General features: G+C 54.3%; 18 protein-coding genes. 11 read left to right on the top strand and 7 right to left on the bottom strand.

Annotated features, from left to right (window positions below; all coding sequences use genetic code 11):
• Window positions 1–27: 27 nt before the first annotated feature.
• Together hemF and amiA are read right to left on the bottom strand one after the other, a co-directional pair.
• Window positions 28–951 carry an oxygen-dependent coproporphyrinogen oxidase gene (gene hemF / locus AC6I8N_RS14675; protein ID WP_497829358.1) on the bottom strand — a complete coding sequence of 308 codons (924 nt, stop codon included), beginning with the start codon at window positions 949–951 and terminating at the stop codon, window positions 28–30.
• Window positions 952–986: 35 nt separating this feature from the next.
• A complete protein-coding gene (gene amiA, locus AC6I8N_RS14670) occupies window positions 987–1,847 on the bottom strand; it encodes an N-acetylmuramoyl-L-alanine amidase AmiA (RefSeq protein ID WP_021184276.1) in 861 nt (286 codons plus the stop codon).
• Between the two features lie 210 nt (window positions 1,848–2,057).
• Between amiA and AC6I8N_RS14665 the strand changes: the two genes are divergently transcribed.
• The 11 genes from AC6I8N_RS14665 to AC6I8N_RS14615 all read left to right on the top strand — a co-directional run bounded on the left by AC6I8N_RS14665 (window position 2,058) and on the right by AC6I8N_RS14615 (window position 11,799).
• Entirely contained in the window at window positions 2,058–2,483 is a 426-nt protein-coding gene (locus AC6I8N_RS14665) for a GNAT family acetyltransferase (RefSeq protein ID WP_021184275.1), read from the top strand.
• Window positions 2,484–2,945 (top strand): DUF2919 domain-containing protein, encoded by a 462-nt coding sequence (locus tag AC6I8N_RS14660; protein WP_497829357.1) that lies wholly within the window; start codon window positions 2,484–2,486, stop codon window positions 2,943–2,945.
• Between the two features lie 63 nt (window positions 2,946–3,008).
• Window positions 3,009–3,623 (top strand): RpoE-regulated lipoprotein, encoded by a 615-nt coding sequence (locus AC6I8N_RS14655; RefSeq protein WP_497829356.1) that lies wholly within the window; start codon window positions 3,009–3,011, stop codon window positions 3,621–3,623.
• Window positions 3,624–3,723: 100 nt separating this feature from the next.
• Complete coding sequence (locus AC6I8N_RS14650; protein WP_497829355.1) at window positions 3,724–4,620, top strand: Dyp-type peroxidase; 897 nt, start codon at window positions 3,724–3,726, stop codon at window positions 4,618–4,620.
• Between the two features lie 193 nt (window positions 4,621–4,813).
• Complete coding sequence (locus tag AC6I8N_RS14645) at window positions 4,814–5,830, top strand: sulfate ABC transporter substrate-binding protein (RefSeq protein WP_497829354.1); 1,017 nt, start codon at window positions 4,814–4,816, stop codon at window positions 5,828–5,830.
• Complete coding sequence (cysT, locus tag AC6I8N_RS14640) at window positions 5,830–6,663, top strand: sulfate/thiosulfate ABC transporter permease CysT (protein ID WP_021184270.1); 834 nt, start codon at window positions 5,830–5,832, stop codon at window positions 6,661–6,663. Before AC6I8N_RS14645 ends, cysT begins: the two co-directional genes overlap by 1 nt.
• Entirely contained in the window at window positions 6,663–7,535 is an 873-nt protein-coding gene (gene cysW / locus AC6I8N_RS14635; RefSeq protein WP_021184269.1) for a sulfate/thiosulfate ABC transporter permease CysW, read from the top strand. The genes cysT and cysW overlap by 1 nt, the downstream gene beginning before the upstream one ends.
• Window positions 7,525–8,613: a sulfate/thiosulfate ABC transporter ATP-binding protein CysA gene (gene cysA / locus AC6I8N_RS14630; protein ID WP_208723862.1), complete on the top strand. Its 1,089-nt coding sequence runs from the start codon at window positions 7,525–7,527 to the stop codon at window positions 8,611–8,613. The genes cysW and cysA overlap by 11 nt, the downstream gene beginning before the upstream one ends.
• Window positions 8,614–8,688: 75 nt before the next feature.
• Window positions 8,689–9,570 (top strand): cysteine synthase CysM, encoded by an 882-nt coding sequence (cysM, locus tag AC6I8N_RS14625; RefSeq protein ID WP_497829353.1) that lies wholly within the window; start codon window positions 8,689–8,691, stop codon window positions 9,568–9,570.
• 178 nt (window positions 9,571–9,748) lie between these two features.
• Window positions 9,749–10,429: a response regulator transcription factor gene (locus tag AC6I8N_RS14620; protein WP_021184266.1), complete on the top strand. Its 681-nt coding sequence runs from the start codon at window positions 9,749–9,751 to the stop codon at window positions 10,427–10,429.
• Window positions 10,426–11,799 (top strand): ATP-binding protein, encoded by a 1,374-nt coding sequence (locus tag AC6I8N_RS14615; RefSeq protein WP_021184265.1) that lies wholly within the window; start codon window positions 10,426–10,428, stop codon window positions 11,797–11,799. Before AC6I8N_RS14620 ends, AC6I8N_RS14615 begins: the two co-directional genes overlap by 4 nt.
• Before the next feature lie 59 nt (window positions 11,800–11,858).
• On the opposite strand, the gene crr is transcribed toward AC6I8N_RS14615, so the two are convergent.
• The 5 genes from crr to cysZ all read right to left on the bottom strand — a co-directional run bounded on the left by crr (window position 11,859) and on the right by cysZ (window position 16,808).
• Window positions 11,859–12,362 carry a PTS glucose transporter subunit IIA gene (crr, locus tag AC6I8N_RS14610; protein WP_013509993.1) on the bottom strand — a complete coding sequence of 168 codons (504 nt, stop codon included), beginning with the start codon at window positions 12,360–12,362 and terminating at the stop codon, window positions 11,859–11,861.
• A 42-nt stretch (window positions 12,363–12,404) separates the two neighbouring features.
• On the bottom strand, window positions 12,405–14,132 hold the full coding sequence (gene ptsI, locus AC6I8N_RS14605) for a phosphoenolpyruvate-protein phosphotransferase PtsI (protein ID WP_021184264.1): 1,728 nt from the start codon (window positions 14,130–14,132) through the stop codon (window positions 12,405–12,407).
• A gap of 157 nt (window positions 14,133–14,289) precedes the next feature.
• The gene (ptsH, locus tag AC6I8N_RS14600; protein ID WP_007889063.1) at window positions 14,290–14,547 is read right to left on the bottom strand and encodes a phosphocarrier protein Hpr; all 258 of its coding nucleotides are present in this window, start codon (window positions 14,545–14,547) and stop codon (window positions 14,290–14,292) included.
• 390 nt (window positions 14,548–14,937) lie between these two features.
• Window positions 14,938–15,909, bottom strand: a complete 972-nt coding sequence (gene cysK / locus AC6I8N_RS14595) for a cysteine synthase A (protein ID WP_208723863.1) — start codon at window positions 15,907–15,909, stop codon at window positions 14,938–14,940.
• Between the two features lie 140 nt (window positions 15,910–16,049).
• Window positions 16,050–16,808, bottom strand: a complete 759-nt coding sequence (gene cysZ / locus AC6I8N_RS14590) for a sulfate transporter CysZ (protein ID WP_497829352.1) — start codon at window positions 16,806–16,808, stop codon at window positions 16,050–16,052.
• Between the last annotated feature and the right edge of the window lie 5 nt (window positions 16,809–16,813).

The following is a 16,813-nucleotide window of genomic DNA, read 5'->3' as shown; positions in this document are numbered from 1 at the left end:
ATAAATCGCGCCGCTACGAAATGGCCATTATCTGGACGCGATACTCAGCCAATCCTTCACCGGCAGGAAATCGCGGTACAACGCCGCTTCTGGCGTTCCCGCTTCCGGTTGATAATCATATTCCCAGCGCACCAGCGGGGGCATCGACATCAGGATCGATTCGGTTCGTCCACCGGTTTGCAGACCAAACAGGGTGCCGCGATCCCACACCAGGTTGAACTCGACATAGCGACCACGGCGGTATAACTGGAACTGGCGCTCGCGCTCGCCCCACGGCAGCGCTTTGCGTTTTGCCACAATCGGACGATAGGCTTGCAGAAAACCGTTGCCTACCGCTTGGGTAAAGTCGAAGCAGTGGTCAAAATCGGGGGTGTTGAGATCGTCGAAGAACAAACCGCCAATGCCACGCTGTTCCTCACGATGCTTGATATAGAAATAGTCGTCGCACCATTTTTTAAAACGTGGATAGACGTCCTCGCCAAACGGCTGGCACAACTCAAAGGCTGTCTGATGCCAGTGCACGGCATCTTCTTCAAAACCGTAATACGGGGTGAGGTCGAAGCCGCCACCAAACCACCACACCGGATCGGCTCCCGGCTTCTCTGCAATAAAGAAACGCACGTTGGCGTGGCTGGTCGGTACATACGGGTTTTCCGGATGGATCACCAGCGATACGCCCATCGCTTCGAAACTGCGGCCAGCCAGCTCCGGACGATGCGCAGTCGCGGAAGCGGGCATCTGGTCGCCATGAACGTGGGAGAAGTTAACGCCAGCCTGCTCAAACACCGCGCCGTTGCGCAGTACGCGGCTGCGTCCGCCACCACCGCCGGGCCGCTGCCAGTTATCTTCAGCGAAGTCTGCTTTACCATCTTCCGCCGCCAGTTGGGCGCAAATGTCATCCTGGAGCGCCAGCAAAAAGGCTTTAACGCGGGAAATATCGGGATTGCTCATGAGTCACTCGTTCCGGAAATTTGCCGCGATTATACCTAAGCCTGACGACGATCGTACTCATCAAAGTAATTGACGATGCCATCGGCAATTGCGCTGGCGATTTTACGGCGGAACGCCGGGGTGCCGAGCAACTGCTCTTCGTGCGGGTTGGTGATAAACGAGGTCTCCACCAACACCGAAGGAATGGATGGCGACTTCAGTACCGCAAACGCGGCCTGTTCGGTGTGCTGGCTGTGCAGATGATGCACCGGGCGAATCTGATCCAGCACATGTTTACCCAGCGTCAGGCTGTTACGAATGGTGTCGGTCTGCACCAGGTCGAACAGAATCTGGTTCAGATACTGATCCTTCGCCGCCACTTCGGCACCACCAACTTTGTCGGCATCGTTCTCTTTTTGCGACATATAACGCGCCATCGCGCTGCTTGCTCCGCGATTCGACAAGGCGAACACTGACGCGCCATTGGCATCCGGGCTGGTATAACCATCGGCGTGAATAGACATAAACAGATTTGCGCCGTGCTGATGGGCGATTTCAACGCGCTGATAGAGCGGAATAAAGTAGTCAGTGTCGCGTGTCAGACGCACTTCCACCTTCGGATGATCCTGCAACAACTGACGTACGTTGTTGGCGATATCCAGCACGATATGCTTCTCTTCCGAACCTTGCTCGCCAACCGCACCGGAATCGATGCCGCCGTGACCAGGGTCGATCATCACAATACGTTTGCCGCTGCGGGCTGGGGGCGCAGGTTTGCTGTGGCGTGGCAGCATGCGTAAATCTGCGCTCTCTTCTTTGGCCTGGACCAGACGCGGTGACAGCACCGCCAGCGCCAGCCCGGACAGCAGCAGCTGACGGCGATTGGTTAAGCGTTTGAGCAGTGAAATCTTTTTCATCAATGAATCCCTGACAGGTAAACCTGCGAAGTGTTATAGCGTAACACCCTGTCGCGTGCGACCTCACAACTATTTCAGGGCTTTACTTTGTATTTCAGGTCGCTAACAGGAAATTTGCCGCTTTTTTCCGCCACTGAGCGGTGCAAGGTTTGCACCTGGCAAAGAATGCGTGATAATCAGCGAATTGTGGCCAACTGTAGGGTAACGCCGATGGAAATCCGTTCTTTCCGCCAGGAAGATTTTGAAGAAGTGATCACGCTCTGGGAGCGTTGCGATCTGTTGCGCCCGTGGAATGACCCGGAGTTGGACATCGAACGCAAAATGAACCATGACCCGGATCTCTTCCTGATAGCCGAAGTCGGTGGCGAGGTGGTGGGGACGCTGATGGGCGGCTACGATGGTCATCGTGGTGCCGCATACTATCTGGCGGTCCACCCGGATTATCAGGGACGCGGCTTTGCCAATGCGCTGATGAACCGTCTGGAAAAGAAACTGATTGCGCGTGGCTGCCCGAAAATTCACCTGATGGTACGTGAAGAGAACGACCAGGTGGTGGCGTTCTATGAAAAGCTCGATTACGAACCGGTGGACTCGCTGCTGTTTGGTAAACGGTTGATTGAAGATCGCGAGTATTAAGTGGTCACGCTGAAATATCCACCCGAAGAATATGATGCGAAAGGGCAGCTACGGCTGCCGTTTCTTTTCTGGTTGATCCTGTTATTGCAGGCGCGCACCTGGCTGCTGCTGGTGATGGCTGGCGCTTCACGTCAGCAGGGCAATGACCTGTTGGCGCTGTTTTATCCGGACCGGCAAAGTTTCTGGCTCGGTCTGGCGCTGGGTGTTCCGTCGGCCATCGGTTTATTACTAACCGGTTATCGCCAGCGTTGGCCCCGGGTGTGGCAAAGCTGGCGCTGGGTGTTGAGTCTGTCGCTACTGATTAACCTGCTGTGGCAGGGGGGTAATCTGTGGCAGGGCGAGATGCCTGACTCGCCATTTCCGCTGTTGCTGACGTTGTTTGACCTGCTGGCGTTATATTGGCTGCAAACCCATCGCCGCCTGCGTGACTGTTTTTTGCCCGAACATCAGCATCACGAATAAACTTTTTGTCGCTTTGCGACTCCAACAGGCACGCCAACCGGCAAAGAAGATCAAGGAGTTTTCATGAACGTTGTTCGTCCCGCGCTGCTGGCGACGGCTCTGGTGCTGGCAGGATGTGCCAGTTCGGGTTCCTCTTCCCAGGCTGATGAAAGCCACTGGTATAACCCACTCAGTTATCATTGGTCAGCGCTGAATCCGCTGAACTGGTTTGGTGGTTCGCTTATCGTGACGGAGCAGGGGGTAGCAGGCCTTTCCAGCAGCACCGCGATGACGCAAACTGCCATCGATAAAGCCCTGGATGGGGATTACAAATTGCGCCAGGGCATGCGCACCCAGAACGGCCAGGTGGTGGAGTTCTGGCAGGCGTTGGATGATGGCAAGGTCAAAATGGTGATTCACGGCCAAAGCAGCGTGGAGCGTATCGAAGTCGTGGATAGCAACGCAAAAAGTGCCGATGGCAGCAAAATCGGTGACCTGTTCAGCGCGAAATTCAGCAAAGCTTTCGATAACTGCAAAATGGTGCCGGGCCTGGATAGTCGTGATGTTGAGTGCCGGGCACCCAACAGCCAGCACATCGCTTACATCTACAGCGGTGAATGGCACGGGCCTGAAGGTCTGATGCCGTCTGACGATACTCTGAAAAACTGGAAAATCAGTCAGATCGTCTGGCAACGGTAACCCTGAAAAAAGTGCGGTGATACGGGCTATCACCGCCGCTTTCCGGTATGATACGGGCGAAAAAAACGTCGTTTAACCCCCATCGCCGGAGAGCATGTCGATGTCTCAATTTCAGAGCGGGATCCTGCTGGAACACCGCCGTTTCGCCATTTGGCTGGAAGCTCGTGTCACGGGCGATCTCGATGCGCTGCGTCTGGGCAGCAAAACTTTTCTGCAACACCTCGAATCACTGCAACAACAATTTACCGATGCGGGTCTGGGAGCGGTTATCGCCTTTGGCGACACGCTGTGGCGCGATTTGCACGGAACGGATAGCGCGCCGGAGCTGAAAGCCTTTCGCGAACTGGGTAAGGGCATTGCGCCCGCAACCCAGCATGATTTGCTGATCCATATTCAGTCGCTACGCCATGACGTTAACTTCTCCCTGGCCCAGGCGGCGCTGGTGGCTTTTGCTGACGCCGTTAGCGTTGAAGAAGAGACGCACGGCTTCCGCTGGGTGGAGGAGCGCGATCTCTCAGGCTTCATCGATGGCACCGAGAACCCCCAGGGCGAACAGCGTCAGCAGGTGGCGATTATCGCCGATGGCCCGGATGCCGGGGGCAGTTACGTCTTCACTCAGCGTTGGGAACATAACCTGAAGCTGTGGAACCGCATGGCGGTTGAGAAGCAGGAAGCGGTGTTCGGGCGTACCAAAGTGGAAAATGAAGAGATACCGGGTGAGGCGCGCCCGGCGACGTCGCATCTCAGCCGTGTCGATCTCAAAGAAGAGGGAAAAGGGCTGAAGATTTTGCGTCAGAGTCTGCCTTACGGCACCGTCAGCGGCACCCACGGCCTGTTTTTTATCGCCTACTGCAATCGTCTGTATAACATCGAACAGCAGTTGCTAAGTATGTTTGGCGAGCGCGACGGCAAAATGGACGCCATGCTGCGTTTCACCAAACCAGTGACCGGCAGCTACTATTTCGCACCGTCCCTCGACGCGTTGCAGGCGCTGTAATTCTGCTACGGACGGCCACGCTGCCGTCCGTGCCCAATCCCGCCAGCCGCATATTCTTCCCCGTCGTCTTATGCCTTTTTAGACTTTGAAATCAGCAAACGATATATAAAACCGTTACTGGTTTCCCCTGAGTTATAAATACACTGACAACATCTAATGGCATCAGCCGTAACTCCATATCTCTGGGTGCAGCATGACACTTCCCGTTTTGAAAAAGTTGGTTGGCGGTATCGCGCTTTCGCTGGCAATGGCGGGTGCTGTGCAGGCGACAGAACTGCTCAACAGCTCTTATGACGTCTCGCGCGAGTTGTTTGTTGCGCTGAATGCGCCGTTTGAGCAGCAGTGGGATGCCAGCCATCCGGGTGACAAGCTGACCATTAAACAATCTCATGCCGGTTCTTCAAAACAGGCGCTGGCGATCCTGCAAGGATTGCGTGCTGATGTGGTGACTTACAATCAGGTGACGGACGTGCAGGTGCTGCATGATAAAGGCAATCTGATCCCGGCGGACTGGAAAACTCGTCTGCCGAATAACAGCTCACCGTTCTATTCCACCATGGCATTTCTGGTGCGCAAGGGCAATCCAAAGAACATTCACGACTGGGCTGACCTGGCGCGCGATGATGTGAAGCTGGTGTTCCCCAATCCAAAAACCTCCGGTAATGGCCGTTATACCTATCTGGCTGCGTGGGGTGCGGCGGATCAGGCTGATGGTAAAGATCAGGCCAAAACCGCAGCCTTTATGACTAAATTCCTGAAGAACGTCGAAGTGTTTGATACCGGCGGTCGCGGTGCGACCACCACCTTCGCCGAGCGTGGTCTGGGGGATGTGTTGATTAGCTTTGAATCTGAAGTGAACAACATCCGTAACCAGTACGCCAAAGACGGTTATGAAGTGATTGTGCCCAAAACCAACATCCTCGCCGAGTTCCCGGTGGCCTGGGTGGACAAAAATGTTGAGCACAATGGCACCGCCGATGCAGCGAAAGCCTACCTGAATTTTCTCTATAGCCCGGAAGCACAGAAAATTATCACCAGCTTCTACTATCGCGTAAACAACCCGCAGCTGATGGCGGAGCAGAAAAATCGCTTCCCGCAGACGGCGTTATTCAACGTTGATCAGGCGTTCGGCGGCTGGGATAACGTGATGAAAACCCATTTCGCGTCTGGCGCTGAGCTGGACAAACTGCTGGCAGCGGGGCGCGGTTGATGTTTGCCTCTACGCAAAAACGGGTGCTGCCCGGATTCGGTCTCAGCCTGGGTACCAGCCTGCTGTTTACCTGCCTGATCCTGCTGCTGCCGATCAGCGCGCTGCTGATGCAGTTGTCAAAGATGACGCTGGCGCAGTACTGGGAAGTGATCACCAGTCCGCAACTGGTGGCTGCTTACAAGGTGACGCTGTTGTCTGCCGGTGTTGCCTCCATCTTCAATGCGGTGTTTGGCATGTTGATGGCGTGGATCCTGACCCGTTATCGCTTCCCTGGCCGCACGTTGCTTGATGGCCTGATGGATTTACCGTTTGCGCTGCCTACCGCTGTCGCCGGTCTGACGCTGGCCGGGTTGTTCTCGGTCAACGGCTGGTATGGGCAATGGCTGGCGCAGTTTGATATCAAAGTTTCTTACACCTGGCTTGGTATCGCAGTGGCGATGGCCTTCACCAGCATTCCGTTTGTGGTGCGTACTGTGCAGCCGGTGCTGGAAGAGTTAGGCCCGGAATATGAAGAAGCGGCAGAAACGCTCGGGGCCACGCCGTGGCAGAGCTTCCGTCGCGTGGTGCTGCCGGAAGTCGCACCGGCGCTGCTGGCCGGGACCGCATTGTCTTTTACCCGCAGCCTCGGCGAGTTTGGCGCGGTGATCTTTATTGCCGGTAACATCGCGTGGAAGACCGAAGTCACCTCGCTGATGATTTTCGTGCGTTTGCAGGAATTTGATTACCCGGCCGCCAGTGCGATTGCCTCGGTGATCCTTGCCGCATCGCTGCTGCTGCTGTTCGCCATTAATACCTTGCAAAGCCGCTTTGGCCGTCGTTTAGGAGGCCACTGATGGCAGAGATTTCGCAAATCAATCGTGTTGACCGTTCACCGATTAACTGGGGCAAATGGCTGCTGATTGGCATTGGTGCGCTGGTTTCGCTGCTGTTGTTGGTGGTGCCGATGATCTCCATCTTTTGGGAGGCATTGGGCCAGGGGCTGGGCGGCGTAATCAGCAATCTGAAAGATGGCGACATGCTGCATGCCATCTGGCTGACGGTGATGGTGGCGTTGATTACCGTGCCGGTAAACCTGGTGTTCGGTACACTGCTGGCGTGGCTGGTGACGCGTTTTAACTTTCCTGGTCGCCAGCTGTTGCTCACGCTGTTTGATATTCCGTTTGCCGTGTCACCGGTGGTGGCAGGCTTGATGTATCTGTTGTTCTGGGGCATCAACGGTCCGGCTGGCGGATGGCTGGATGCGCACAATATCCAGATTATGTTTGCCTGGCCCGGTATGGTGCTGGCAACCGTTTTCGTCACCTGTCCGTTTGTGGTACGTGAGCTGGTGCCGGTGATGCTGAGCCAGGGCAGCAATGAAGACGAAGCGGCGGTGCTGCTTGGCGCGTCCGGCTGGCAGATGTTTCGCCGCGTGACGCTGCCCAACATCCGCTGGGCGCTGTTGTACGGCGTGGTGCTGACCAATGCGCGTACCATCGGCGAATTTGGTGCGGTCTCGGTGGTATCGGGATCGATTCGCGGCGAAACCTATACGTTGCCGCTTCAGGTTGAATTACTGCATCAGGATTACAACACCGTCGGTGCGTTTACCGCCGCCGCGCTGCTGACCCTGATGGCGATAGTGACACTGTTTCTGAAAAGCGTGCTGCAGTGGCGTTTAGAGCATCAGCAGAAACGCCAACAGGAGGAAAATCATGAGCATTGAGATTAAACAAATTAACAAAGCGTTTGGCCGTACCCCGGTGCTGAACGATATCTCTCTGGATATTCCTTCCGGCCAGATGGTGGCGCTGCTGGGGCCATCCGGTTCCGGTAAAACCACGCTGCTGCGGATTATCGCCGGACTGGAGCATCAGAACAGCGGGCAGATCTATTTTCATGGCAAAGACGTCAGCCGCATTCATGCTCGCGATCGTCAGGTCGGTTTTGTCTTCCAGCATTATGCGCTGTTCCGCCATATGACGGTGTTCGACAACATCGCCTTTGGTCTGACAGTGTTGCCGCGGCGTGAGCGTCCTTCCAGCGCCGAAATCAAACAACGGGTGACCCGCTTGTTGGAAATGGTGCAACTGGCACACCTTGCTAACCGTTTCCCGGCACAACTGTCGGGCGGCCAGAAACAGCGTGTTGCGCTGGCGCGTGCGCTGGCAGTGGAACCGCAGATTTTGCTGCTGGATGAACCCTTCGGCGCGCTGGATGCGCAGGTGCGTAAAGAACTGCGCCGCTGGCTGCGTCAGTTGCATGAAGAGTTAAAATTCACCAGCGTATTCGTCACCCATGACCAGGAAGAGGCGATGGAAGTCGCTGACCGGGTGGTGGTGATGAGTCAAGGTAACATTGAACAGGTGGGGACACCGGATGACGTGTGGCGCGATCCTGCCACCCGCTTCGTGCTGGAGTTCCTCGGTGAAGTAAATCGCTTCGACGGTGAAGTGCACGGCTCGCAGTTCCATGTCGCCGCGCATCGCTGGCCGCTGGGCTACACGCCTGCCCACCAGGGCAAGGTCGAGTTGTTCCTGCGTCCGTGGGAGATTGATGTCTCGCGCCAGAGCAGCCTGGAAACCCCGTTGCCGGTGCAGGTGTTGGAAGTCAGCCCGCGTGGTCACTTCTGGCAGTTGGTGGTGCAGCCCACAGGCTGGCAAAGCGAACCCTTCACCCTGGTGTTTGATGGCGAGCAAACCGCACCGATTCGCGGTGAACGCCTGTTTGTTGGCCTGCAACAGGCACGACTTTACCAGGGAACAACGCCGCTGCGCGCGGTTGCCTTTGCCGAGAGCGCCTGATATTTTTGACACTCCTTCGGGCGGGATTTTCCCGCCCGATTTCTTTGCCCCTCTTTCTACGCCGGGAATCTGACCGTGACCACACTGGAAAATACCATCGGCAACACGCCGTTGATTAAGTTGCAGCGCCTGACGCCTGACAACGGCAGCGAAATCTGGTTAAAACTGGAAGGTAACAATCCGGCGGGATCGGTTAAAGATCGCGCGGCCTGGTCGATGATTCACCAGGCGGAATTGCGTGGCGAGATTAAACCGGGTGATACGTTGATTGAAGCCACCAGTGGCAACACCGGCATCGCGCTGGCGATGATTGCGGCGATGAAAGGCTATCGTCTGCGTTTGCTGATGCCAGATAACATGAGCCAGGAACGCCAGGATGCGATGCTTGCCTACGGGGCTGAACTGGTGCTGGTAACGCGTGAGCAGGGCATGGAAGGGGCACGCGATTTGGCGCAGGAGATGGCGACGCGTGGAGAGGGGAGGGTACTGGATCAGTTCAACAACCCGGATAACCCACTCGGCCACTACCTGACCACCGGCCCGGAAATCTGGCAGCAGAGTCAGCAACGGATGACGCATTTTGTCTCCAGCATGGGCACCACCGGTACCATTACCGGCGTGGGACGTTACCTGCGTGAGTTTGCTCCTGCGGTGAAAATCATTGGCTTACAACCGCAGGAAGGTAGCAGCATTCCCGGTATCCGCCGCTGGCCGAGTGCCTATCTGCCGGGGATTTTCCGTCCGGAATTGGTGGATGAGGTGATGGATATGTCTCAGCAGGAAGCCGAAGAAACCATGCGCGCGCTGGCGCGGCGCGAAGGTATTTTCTGCGGTGTCAGCTCCGGTGGGGCGGTGGCAGGCGCATTACGTGTTGCCGCAGCGCAACCAGGCAGTGTGGTGGTGGCGATTATTTGCGATCGCGGCGACCGTTATCTCTCCACCGGTGTTTTCCACTAAACTATCCTCTTGTAAAAATGCGTAACGGCGCGATTTATCGCGCTGTTTTCCTGTGTTTTAAATTCGCGCGATAAATCGCGTCGCTACGGAGTATCGTCACTGTAAGGATCGAGTAAAACCGGCTGCGCTCAGGACGAACTCAGGACAAAATAGCGGCAATTTTGTACGAGAGATAAAGATGAAAATTCTGCTTGTTGATGACGATTTAGAGCTTGGTACTATGCTGAGCCAATACCTGATTGCTGAAGGCTTTGATGCACAACTGGTTTTAACCGGAAGTGCCGGGGTTGAAGGTGCGCTTTCAGGCAATTACACCGCCATGATCCTCGATATCATGCTGCCGGATATGAGTGGAATTGATGTGCTGCGTCAGGTACGCCAGAACAGCCGTCTGCCAGTGATCATGCTGACCGCCAAAGGTGACAACATCGATCGCGTCATCGGTCTGGAAATGGGCGCTGACGATTATGTTCCAAAACCTTGCTATCCCCGTGAACTGGTCGCGCGCCTGCGTGCTGTGCTGCGTCGTTTTGAAGATCAGGCCCCGCTGCCGGACAAAAAAGAGATACTGCGTTGGGGGGATTTAAGCCTCAATCCTGCCACCCGTATCACCGAATGGCAGGGTAAGGCGTTTGATCTCACCGCTTCGGAATTTAACTTGCTCGACCTGCTGATGCGCGCCCCCGATCGTGTGGTATCGAAAGATGAACTGTCGGAAAAAGGGCTGGGGCGTCCGCGTGAAGCCTACGATCGCAGCGTCGATGTGCATATCAGCAATATTCGCCAGAAACTGGCAGCGTTAACTGCTGACAACGTCAATATCGAAACTGTGCGCAGTATTGGTTATCGCATTCGATGAAGCACAGCTACCGTGGCCGCATGTTCTGGAAGATCCTGCTGGGCTTCTGGATTGTATTTGTGATTATCAGTCAGCTGCTGTGGCTCGGTTTTTCGCTTTCCGGTAACCGCCATGAACCGCCAGAAATCGTGGCGATCCGTCGTATTGTGAATTTACAGATGGCTTCAGCCGTCTCGGTGCTTGAGCGCGGTGGGCCGAGCGCACTCGACGACATGATGGCTGACTGGGAACCGAACGATCGCCAGTTTTTCTCGGTGATCCAGCACAGCAAACCCGTCGCTACGGTGAATGCGCCACCGGAAGTATTGCCGCCATCAGGCTTTAACGAGCCGTTCCACGGTCCCTTCCCGGATGTGATTGTACGTTGGGTAAAAGGGGCTGATGCTAAAGAGTATGAACTGCGTTACGACGTCAAAGCACTGCGGGAAGATAGCTCAATGGGTGTGGGTGGTCCACGCCGCATCCTGAATATCCCGGAACCGATGTTCACCTTTGCGGGTGCGCTGGGTTTGCTGTTTAGCCTGTTGTTGGCCTGGAACCTGACGCGTCCGATGCGTCAGCTCCGTGAGGGCTTTGCCCGCGTCAGTAGTGGTGACTTAAGCGTGCGGCTCTATCCGGTAATGCGCAAACGCCATGACGAGCTTTCCAGCGTCGCGCAGGATTTTGATGCGATGGTGGAACGGCTGGATACGCTGGTGAAAGCGCGTGAGGAGCTGCTGCATGATATCTCCCATGAGCTGCGTTCGCCGTTAGCCCGTCTTCAGCTGGCCACCGGTCTGGCGCGCCAGACGCCGGAAAGTGTCGAATCCTCGCTTAATCGTATCGACGAAGAAGCGCGTCGACTGGACAAGATGATTGGTGAACTGCTGACGCTCTCGCGTGCTGAGCACGAGAGTATGCCGGGTGAACAGTACTTCGACCTGACCGGTCTGCTGCATGCGATAGTGACGGACGTCCGTTACGAGGCGCAGATTCCGGGGGTGAAGGTTGATTTTCAGGTCGATGAAAATGCGGATTACACCGTACACGGCAATGCTGAGTTGATACGTCGTGGTGTGGAAAATGTGCTGCGCAACGCGCTGCGTTTCTCTCATAAGGGGCAGCATATTCAGGTGCGCTTGCAGGCGGAAAACCAGTGGCTGGCGATTCGTGTGCGCGATCAGGGACCGGGAGTCGATGACGAAAAGCTCTCCAGCATTTTTGACCCCTTTGTGCGCGTCAATTCGCCGCTGATGGGTAAAGGCTATGGGCTGGGACTGTCGATTGTGCGGAAGGTAGTGCTGGCACATCATGGCGAAGTCCAGGCGGTAAATCGTCCGGAAGGTGGCCTGGAGCTGACGATCAGGCTACCACGCTGGAAACAGGACTAGATTATCGTGGAAACAAAAACGGCACCCATCGGGTGCCGTTTTACTATCCAGACTGCGAATTACTTCTTGATACGAATCACCGGGGTCTCGCCCACAGTGACCGGACCAGAGAGTTTGATCAGGTCTTTGATCTCGTCCATGTTCGAGATCACAACCGGCGTCAGCGTGGATTTTGCTTTCTCTTCCAGCAGCGGCAGATCAAACTCGATCACCACGTCGCCTTTTTTCACTTTCTGGCCTTCTTCAGCGATACGTTTGAAGCCTTCACCTTTCAGTTCAACCGTGTCGATACCGAAGTGGACAAACAGCTCGATGCCGTTGTCAGACTCGATTGAAAATGCGTGGTTGGTTTCGAAAATTTTACCGATGGTGCCGTCAACCGGGGCAACCATTTTGTTGCCGGTCGGTTTGATCGCAATACCGTCACCGACAATTTTCTCCGCGAATACCACATCTGGTACGTCTTCAATATTCACGATTTCGCCTGACAGAGGCGCTACAATTTCAATAGTCCCTGATGCGCTCTCTGTTTTATCGCCAAAAAGTTTAGAAAACAAACCCATGATCTTCTCCTAAGCAGTAATTTGGGGCCAGCGTCTCGCGTATCAGCAGAGTGTTTTTTCTTTGATGAACTTGTTAACCAGCGTCATCAAATCTTCCGCTGTGGGTTGAGCCAGAGCCTGCTCCGCCAATGCCTTCGCATCTTCAAAATTGGTATTACGGATAATTTTCTTGATGCTTGGGATTGAAATGGCACTCATGCTGAATTCGTCCAGCCCCATTCCCAGTAACAGTAGTGTAGCACGTTCATCACCAGCCAGCTCACCACACATGCCGGTCCATTTCCCTTCGGCATGTGATGCATCGATCACTTGCTTGATGAGGCCCAGAACGGAAGGCGACATTGGGTTATAGAGGTGAGAAATCAAATCATTACCACGATCGACCGCCAGAGTATACTGCGTCAGGTCGTTTGTCCCAATACTGAAGAAGTCGACTTCTTTTGCCAGATGACGAGCAATAACCGCTGAAGCCGGTGTTTCCACCATAATGCCCACTTCAATGGTCTCATCAAAGGGTTTGCCTTCTTCACGCAGTTGCGCTTTCAGGGTTTCCAGTTCAGCTTTCAGGAAGCGAACTTCTTCCACAGAAATGATCATCGGGAACATGATACGCAGTTTGCCGAACTTCGAGGCACGCAGAATCGCACGCAGCTGAGCATGCAGAATCTCTTTGCGGTCCATTGCGATACGAATCGCACGCCAGCCGAGGAACGGGTTCTCTTCTTTCGGCAGGTTCATGTACGGCAGGTCTTTGTCACCGCCGATGTCCATAGTACGCACGATAACCGCTTGTGAGCCCATGGCTTCCGCAACGGCTTTGTAGGCCTGGAACTGTTCTTCTTCGGTCGGCAGTGAATCGCGGTCCATGAACAGGAACTCAGTACGATACAGGCCCACGCCTTCCGCACCGTTACGCTCGGCACCGGCGACGTCACGTACCGTACCGATGTTGGCGCAGACTTCAACCTGATGACCATCCAGCGTGATTGCCGGCAGATCTTTCAGTTTCGCCAGTTCATGTTTTTCTGACAGATATTGCGTCTGGATGGCTTTCAGCTCTTCCAGTACATCAGGGGTCGGGTTGACATAAACTTTGTTGTTTACGCCATCCAGAATCAGGAAATCACCGTTGTTAACAGTCGCGGTCACGTTACCGGTACCGACAATCGCTGGCAGTTCAAGTGAACGCGCCATGATGGAGGTATGCGAGGTACGGCCACCGAGATCGGTGATAAAGCCCAGCACCTTTTTCAGGTTCAGCTGTGCGGTTTCTGACGGCGTCAAATCTTTTGCCACCAGAATGGATTCGTCTTCGATAGCGCTGAGATCGACGATATGCAGGCCGAGGATGTTTTGCAGCAGGCGTTTACCGATGTCACGCACGTCAGCGGCGCGTTCTTTCAGGTATTCATCGTCCAGCTCTTCCAGGGCTTTCGCCTGGCCATCAATAACCGAATGGGCAGCAGCGTCAGCAGTCGCGTGATCTTTTTTGATCAGGTCGATGATTTCCTGCTCCAGCTCTTCGTCTTCCAGCAGCATGATGTGACCTTCAAAGATCGCCGCTTTCTCTTCACCGAAGGTTTCACCGGCTTTAACTTTGATGGCTTCGAGCTGGGTAGCAGCCTTGCTGCGTCCGTCGAGGAAGCGCTGTACTTCCTGCTCAACCTGATCGTCAGAAATTTTTTTACGGTTGATGACGATCTCATCTTCCTTCAGCAGCAGTGCTTTGCCGAAGGCGATACCCGGTGATGCTAAAATGCCTGAAATCATAACCCTACCTTTTAATCACGATGGCTCGTTGACCCAATGCATTGCCATTGTCGCGGACGTGTAATCTACGGAAGCAATAACGCGGACAAGTTGTCCGCGATCAAGATGTTTGCACTCAATGGGGCAAAGGAGTCGGTTTAGTCACAAACTGAGTGGATTACTCCAGCTCAGCCATCAGTTTTACCAGGTGTTCAACCGCTTGCTGCTCATCTTCACCTTCGGCAGACAGCGTAACAACCGTACCCTGAGTCAGACCCAGTGTCTGCAGTTTGAACAGGCTTTTCGCGCTGGCAGATTTGCCATTCGAGGTCACAGTGATTTCTGACTGGAAAGCCTTGGCTTCTTTAACGAACTGAGCTGCAGGACGAGTGTGGAGGCCGTTAGGTGCGGTAATGGTAACTTCTTGCTGGAACATTCTATTTCCCCAACTTTATCAGGTTTGGTGTTATGGATCTAAAGTCTAGCCTGGAGCCGTAACTTTAGCCTGTGTAGGTGCACTGGATGGCATCACGCTAACCAAAAAAATGCGCATGCGATGTGAGCGTCATATCCAGCGGAAGGATCAAAAGCAGAGATGATCGCTCCATCTGCTCATTATGCCGTGATTCGCCGTATCGCCAAATCAGTAAATCGATTCAGCTTGATCCACTTCAAAGCCTGATTAATTTCAGGCATCGAAATAATTGGTTGCTTAAATACCAGACCCACGTCACTGAAAGCAATCTGCCAGGTGGTAAAAGTGAGATCTGAGCCACAAAAAAGCACCCATTTGGGTGCTTTTTTCGTCATTTCAGACTTTGACCGGTCACTGTTGCAGCTCTTTTTCAGTGAACAGATCGGCAAACAGCGCGGTACTCAGATAACGCTCGCCAGAGGAGGGCAGAATCACCACGATGTTCTTATTGGCGAAGGCTTCATCTTCCTGCAACTTAAGTGCAGCGGCGACTGCAGCACCTGAAGAGATACCGGCGAGAATACCTTCCTCTTCCATCAGAAGACGTGCGGTGCTGATCGCTTCGTCATTGGTGATGGCGACCACACGGTCAATCAGCTTCAGGTCAAGGTTGCCCGGGATAAAACCGGCACCGATGCCCTGGATTTTGTGCGGGCCAGGTTTGATCTCTTCGCCTGCGAGTGCCTGGGCGATAACCGGCGAGTCGGTTGGCTCTACCGCGACGGTGATCAGGTCTTTCTTGCCTTTGGTGTTTTTGATGTAGCGACTGACGCCAGTCAGCGTACCGCCAGTACCGACACCGGCAATGAACACGTCAACGTCGCCGTCGGTGTCTTCCCAGATTTCCGGGCCGGTGGTTTTTTCGTGAATTTCCGGGTTTGCCGGATTGCTGAACTGCTGCAACAACACATATTTGTCCGGGTCACTGGCAACAATTTCTTCAGCTTTGGCGATGGCACCTTTCATGCCTTTCGCGCCTTCGGTCAGCACCAGGTTGGCACCCAGTGCTTTAAGGAGTTTACGACGTTCGATCGACATGGTTTCCGGCATGGTCAGCGTTAGCTTGTAACCGCGAGCAGCCGCAACGTAAGCCAGGGCAATACCGGTATTGCCGCTGGTCGGCTCAACCAGTTCTACACCTTCTTTCAGGATACCGCGTTTTTCTGCGTCCCAAATCATATTGGCACCGATACGGCATTTGACGCTGAAGCTCGGGTTACGGGACTCGACCTTCGCCAGAATGCGGCCGTTACCGATGCGGTTCAGTCGAACCAGCGGCGTATGACCAATTGTCAGCGAGTTGTCTTCATAGATCTTACTCATAGCTCGTCCTTAACTGTATGAAATATTGGGAACCCTCAGAGCATACCTTTTCTGCCCGTGTGCGGAAGGAAAGAAATCGTATATCTATATAGCCCTTGACCATAAGCCCCATGCAAAAAAGCATAAGGCTTTTTGATGGTTTAATGACGACCATTTTGCTGGCGATAACGATCGACCCACATGGCGGTGGCACCACACACGGCAACGGGCATGATGGCCAGATTGAGGATGGGGATCATGGTAAAAAGGCTGACCAGCGCCCCAAATTGCATATTGGCGCTTTTATGGCGACGTAACGCATGGCGCATCTGTTGAAAACTTACTTTATGGTTATCAAATGGATAATCGCAATATTGGATTGAGAGCATCCAGGCGCTGAACAAAAACCATAAAACCGGAGCCACCGTTTGCCCGAAACCCGGAATAAAGTACAGCAGCAATAACCCAAGCGCGCGGGGCAAATAGTAGCCCAGCTTCTGCATTTCACGCTTCATGATGCGGGGAATGTCTTTGAACATGGCAACCCAGCCACTATCGGGCAAGGGTTTACCGGTCAGACGTCCTTCCAGTTGTTCTGCCAGCAGTCCGCAAAAGGGGGCCGCAATCAGGTTCGCGATGGTGGAAAAGAAGTAACTGAACACCAGCACAATCGAAATCACCGACAACGGCCAGAGCAGGTAACTCAACCATTGCAGCCAATCGGGGATATGTGCCATTAGCTGGGGAATCCACTGGCCGAGGCGGTGGAAGAGCCAAATAAAGGCCCCCCCCAACAGCAGGATATTGACCAGCAGCGGGATGATGACATAGCGACGAATACCGGGTAGACGCACCAGCTTCCATCCCTCGGCGAAGTAATGAATACCATTCAAAGATGAGACCGATTTCTCAACGGGCATAACAA

The organism is Pantoea sp. X-Soil-TKNS-1279 (assembly GCF_059730565.1).
Note: the sequence above shows the minus strand (reverse complement) of the source record. Positions and strands in the feature narration are given on the sequence as shown.

Excerpts from the sequence above, each read along its gene's own strand:
- crr (WP_013509993.1), bottom strand. The coding sequence starts at position 12,362 with ATGGGTTTGTTTTCTAAACTTTTTGGCGATAAAACAGAGAGCGCATCA.
- AC6I8N_RS14665 (WP_021184275.1), top strand. The coding sequence starts at position 2,058 with ATGGAAATCCGTTCTTTCCGCCAGGAAGATTTTGAAGAAGTGATCACG.
- cysW (WP_021184269.1), top strand. The coding sequence starts at position 6,663 with ATGGCAGAGATTTCGCAAATCAATCGTGTTGACCGTTCACCGATTAAC.
- hemF (WP_497829358.1), bottom strand. The coding sequence starts at position 951 with ATGAGCAATCCCGATATTTCCCGCGTTAAAGCCTTTTTGCTGGCGCTC.
- ptsH (WP_007889063.1), bottom strand. The coding sequence starts at position 14,547 with ATGTTCCAGCAAGAAGTTACCATTACCGCACCTAACGGCCTCCACACT.
- cysK (WP_208723863.1), bottom strand. The coding sequence starts at position 15,909 with ATGAGTAAGATCTATGAAGACAACTCGCTGACAATTGGTCATACGCCG.
- cysT (WP_021184270.1), top strand. The coding sequence starts at position 5,830 with ATGTTTGCCTCTACGCAAAAACGGGTGCTGCCCGGATTCGGTCTCAGC.
- AC6I8N_RS14645 (WP_497829354.1), top strand. The coding sequence starts at position 4,814 with ATGACACTTCCCGTTTTGAAAAAGTTGGTTGGCGGTATCGCGCTTTCG.
- AC6I8N_RS14655 (WP_497829356.1), top strand. The coding sequence starts at position 3,009 with ATGAACGTTGTTCGTCCCGCGCTGCTGGCGACGGCTCTGGTGCTGGCA.
- AC6I8N_RS14650 (WP_497829355.1), top strand. The coding sequence starts at position 3,724 with ATGTCTCAATTTCAGAGCGGGATCCTGCTGGAACACCGCCGTTTCGCC.
- cysA (WP_208723862.1), top strand. The coding sequence starts at position 7,525 with ATGAGCATTGAGATTAAACAAATTAACAAAGCGTTTGGCCGTACCCCG.
- ptsI (WP_021184264.1), bottom strand. The coding sequence starts at position 14,132 with ATGATTTCAGGCATTTTAGCATCACCGGGTATCGCCTTCGGCAAAGCA.
- cysZ (WP_497829352.1), bottom strand. The coding sequence starts at position 16,808 with ATGCCCGTTGAGAAATCGGTCTCATCTTTGAATGGTATTCATTACTTC.
- AC6I8N_RS14615 (WP_021184265.1), top strand. The coding sequence starts at position 10,426 with ATGAAGCACAGCTACCGTGGCCGCATGTTCTGGAAGATCCTGCTGGGC.
- AC6I8N_RS14620 (WP_021184266.1), top strand. The coding sequence starts at position 9,749 with ATGAAAATTCTGCTTGTTGATGACGATTTAGAGCTTGGTACTATGCTG.
- amiA (WP_021184276.1), bottom strand. The coding sequence starts at position 1,847 with ATGAAAAAGATTTCACTGCTCAAACGCTTAACCAATCGCCGTCAGCTG.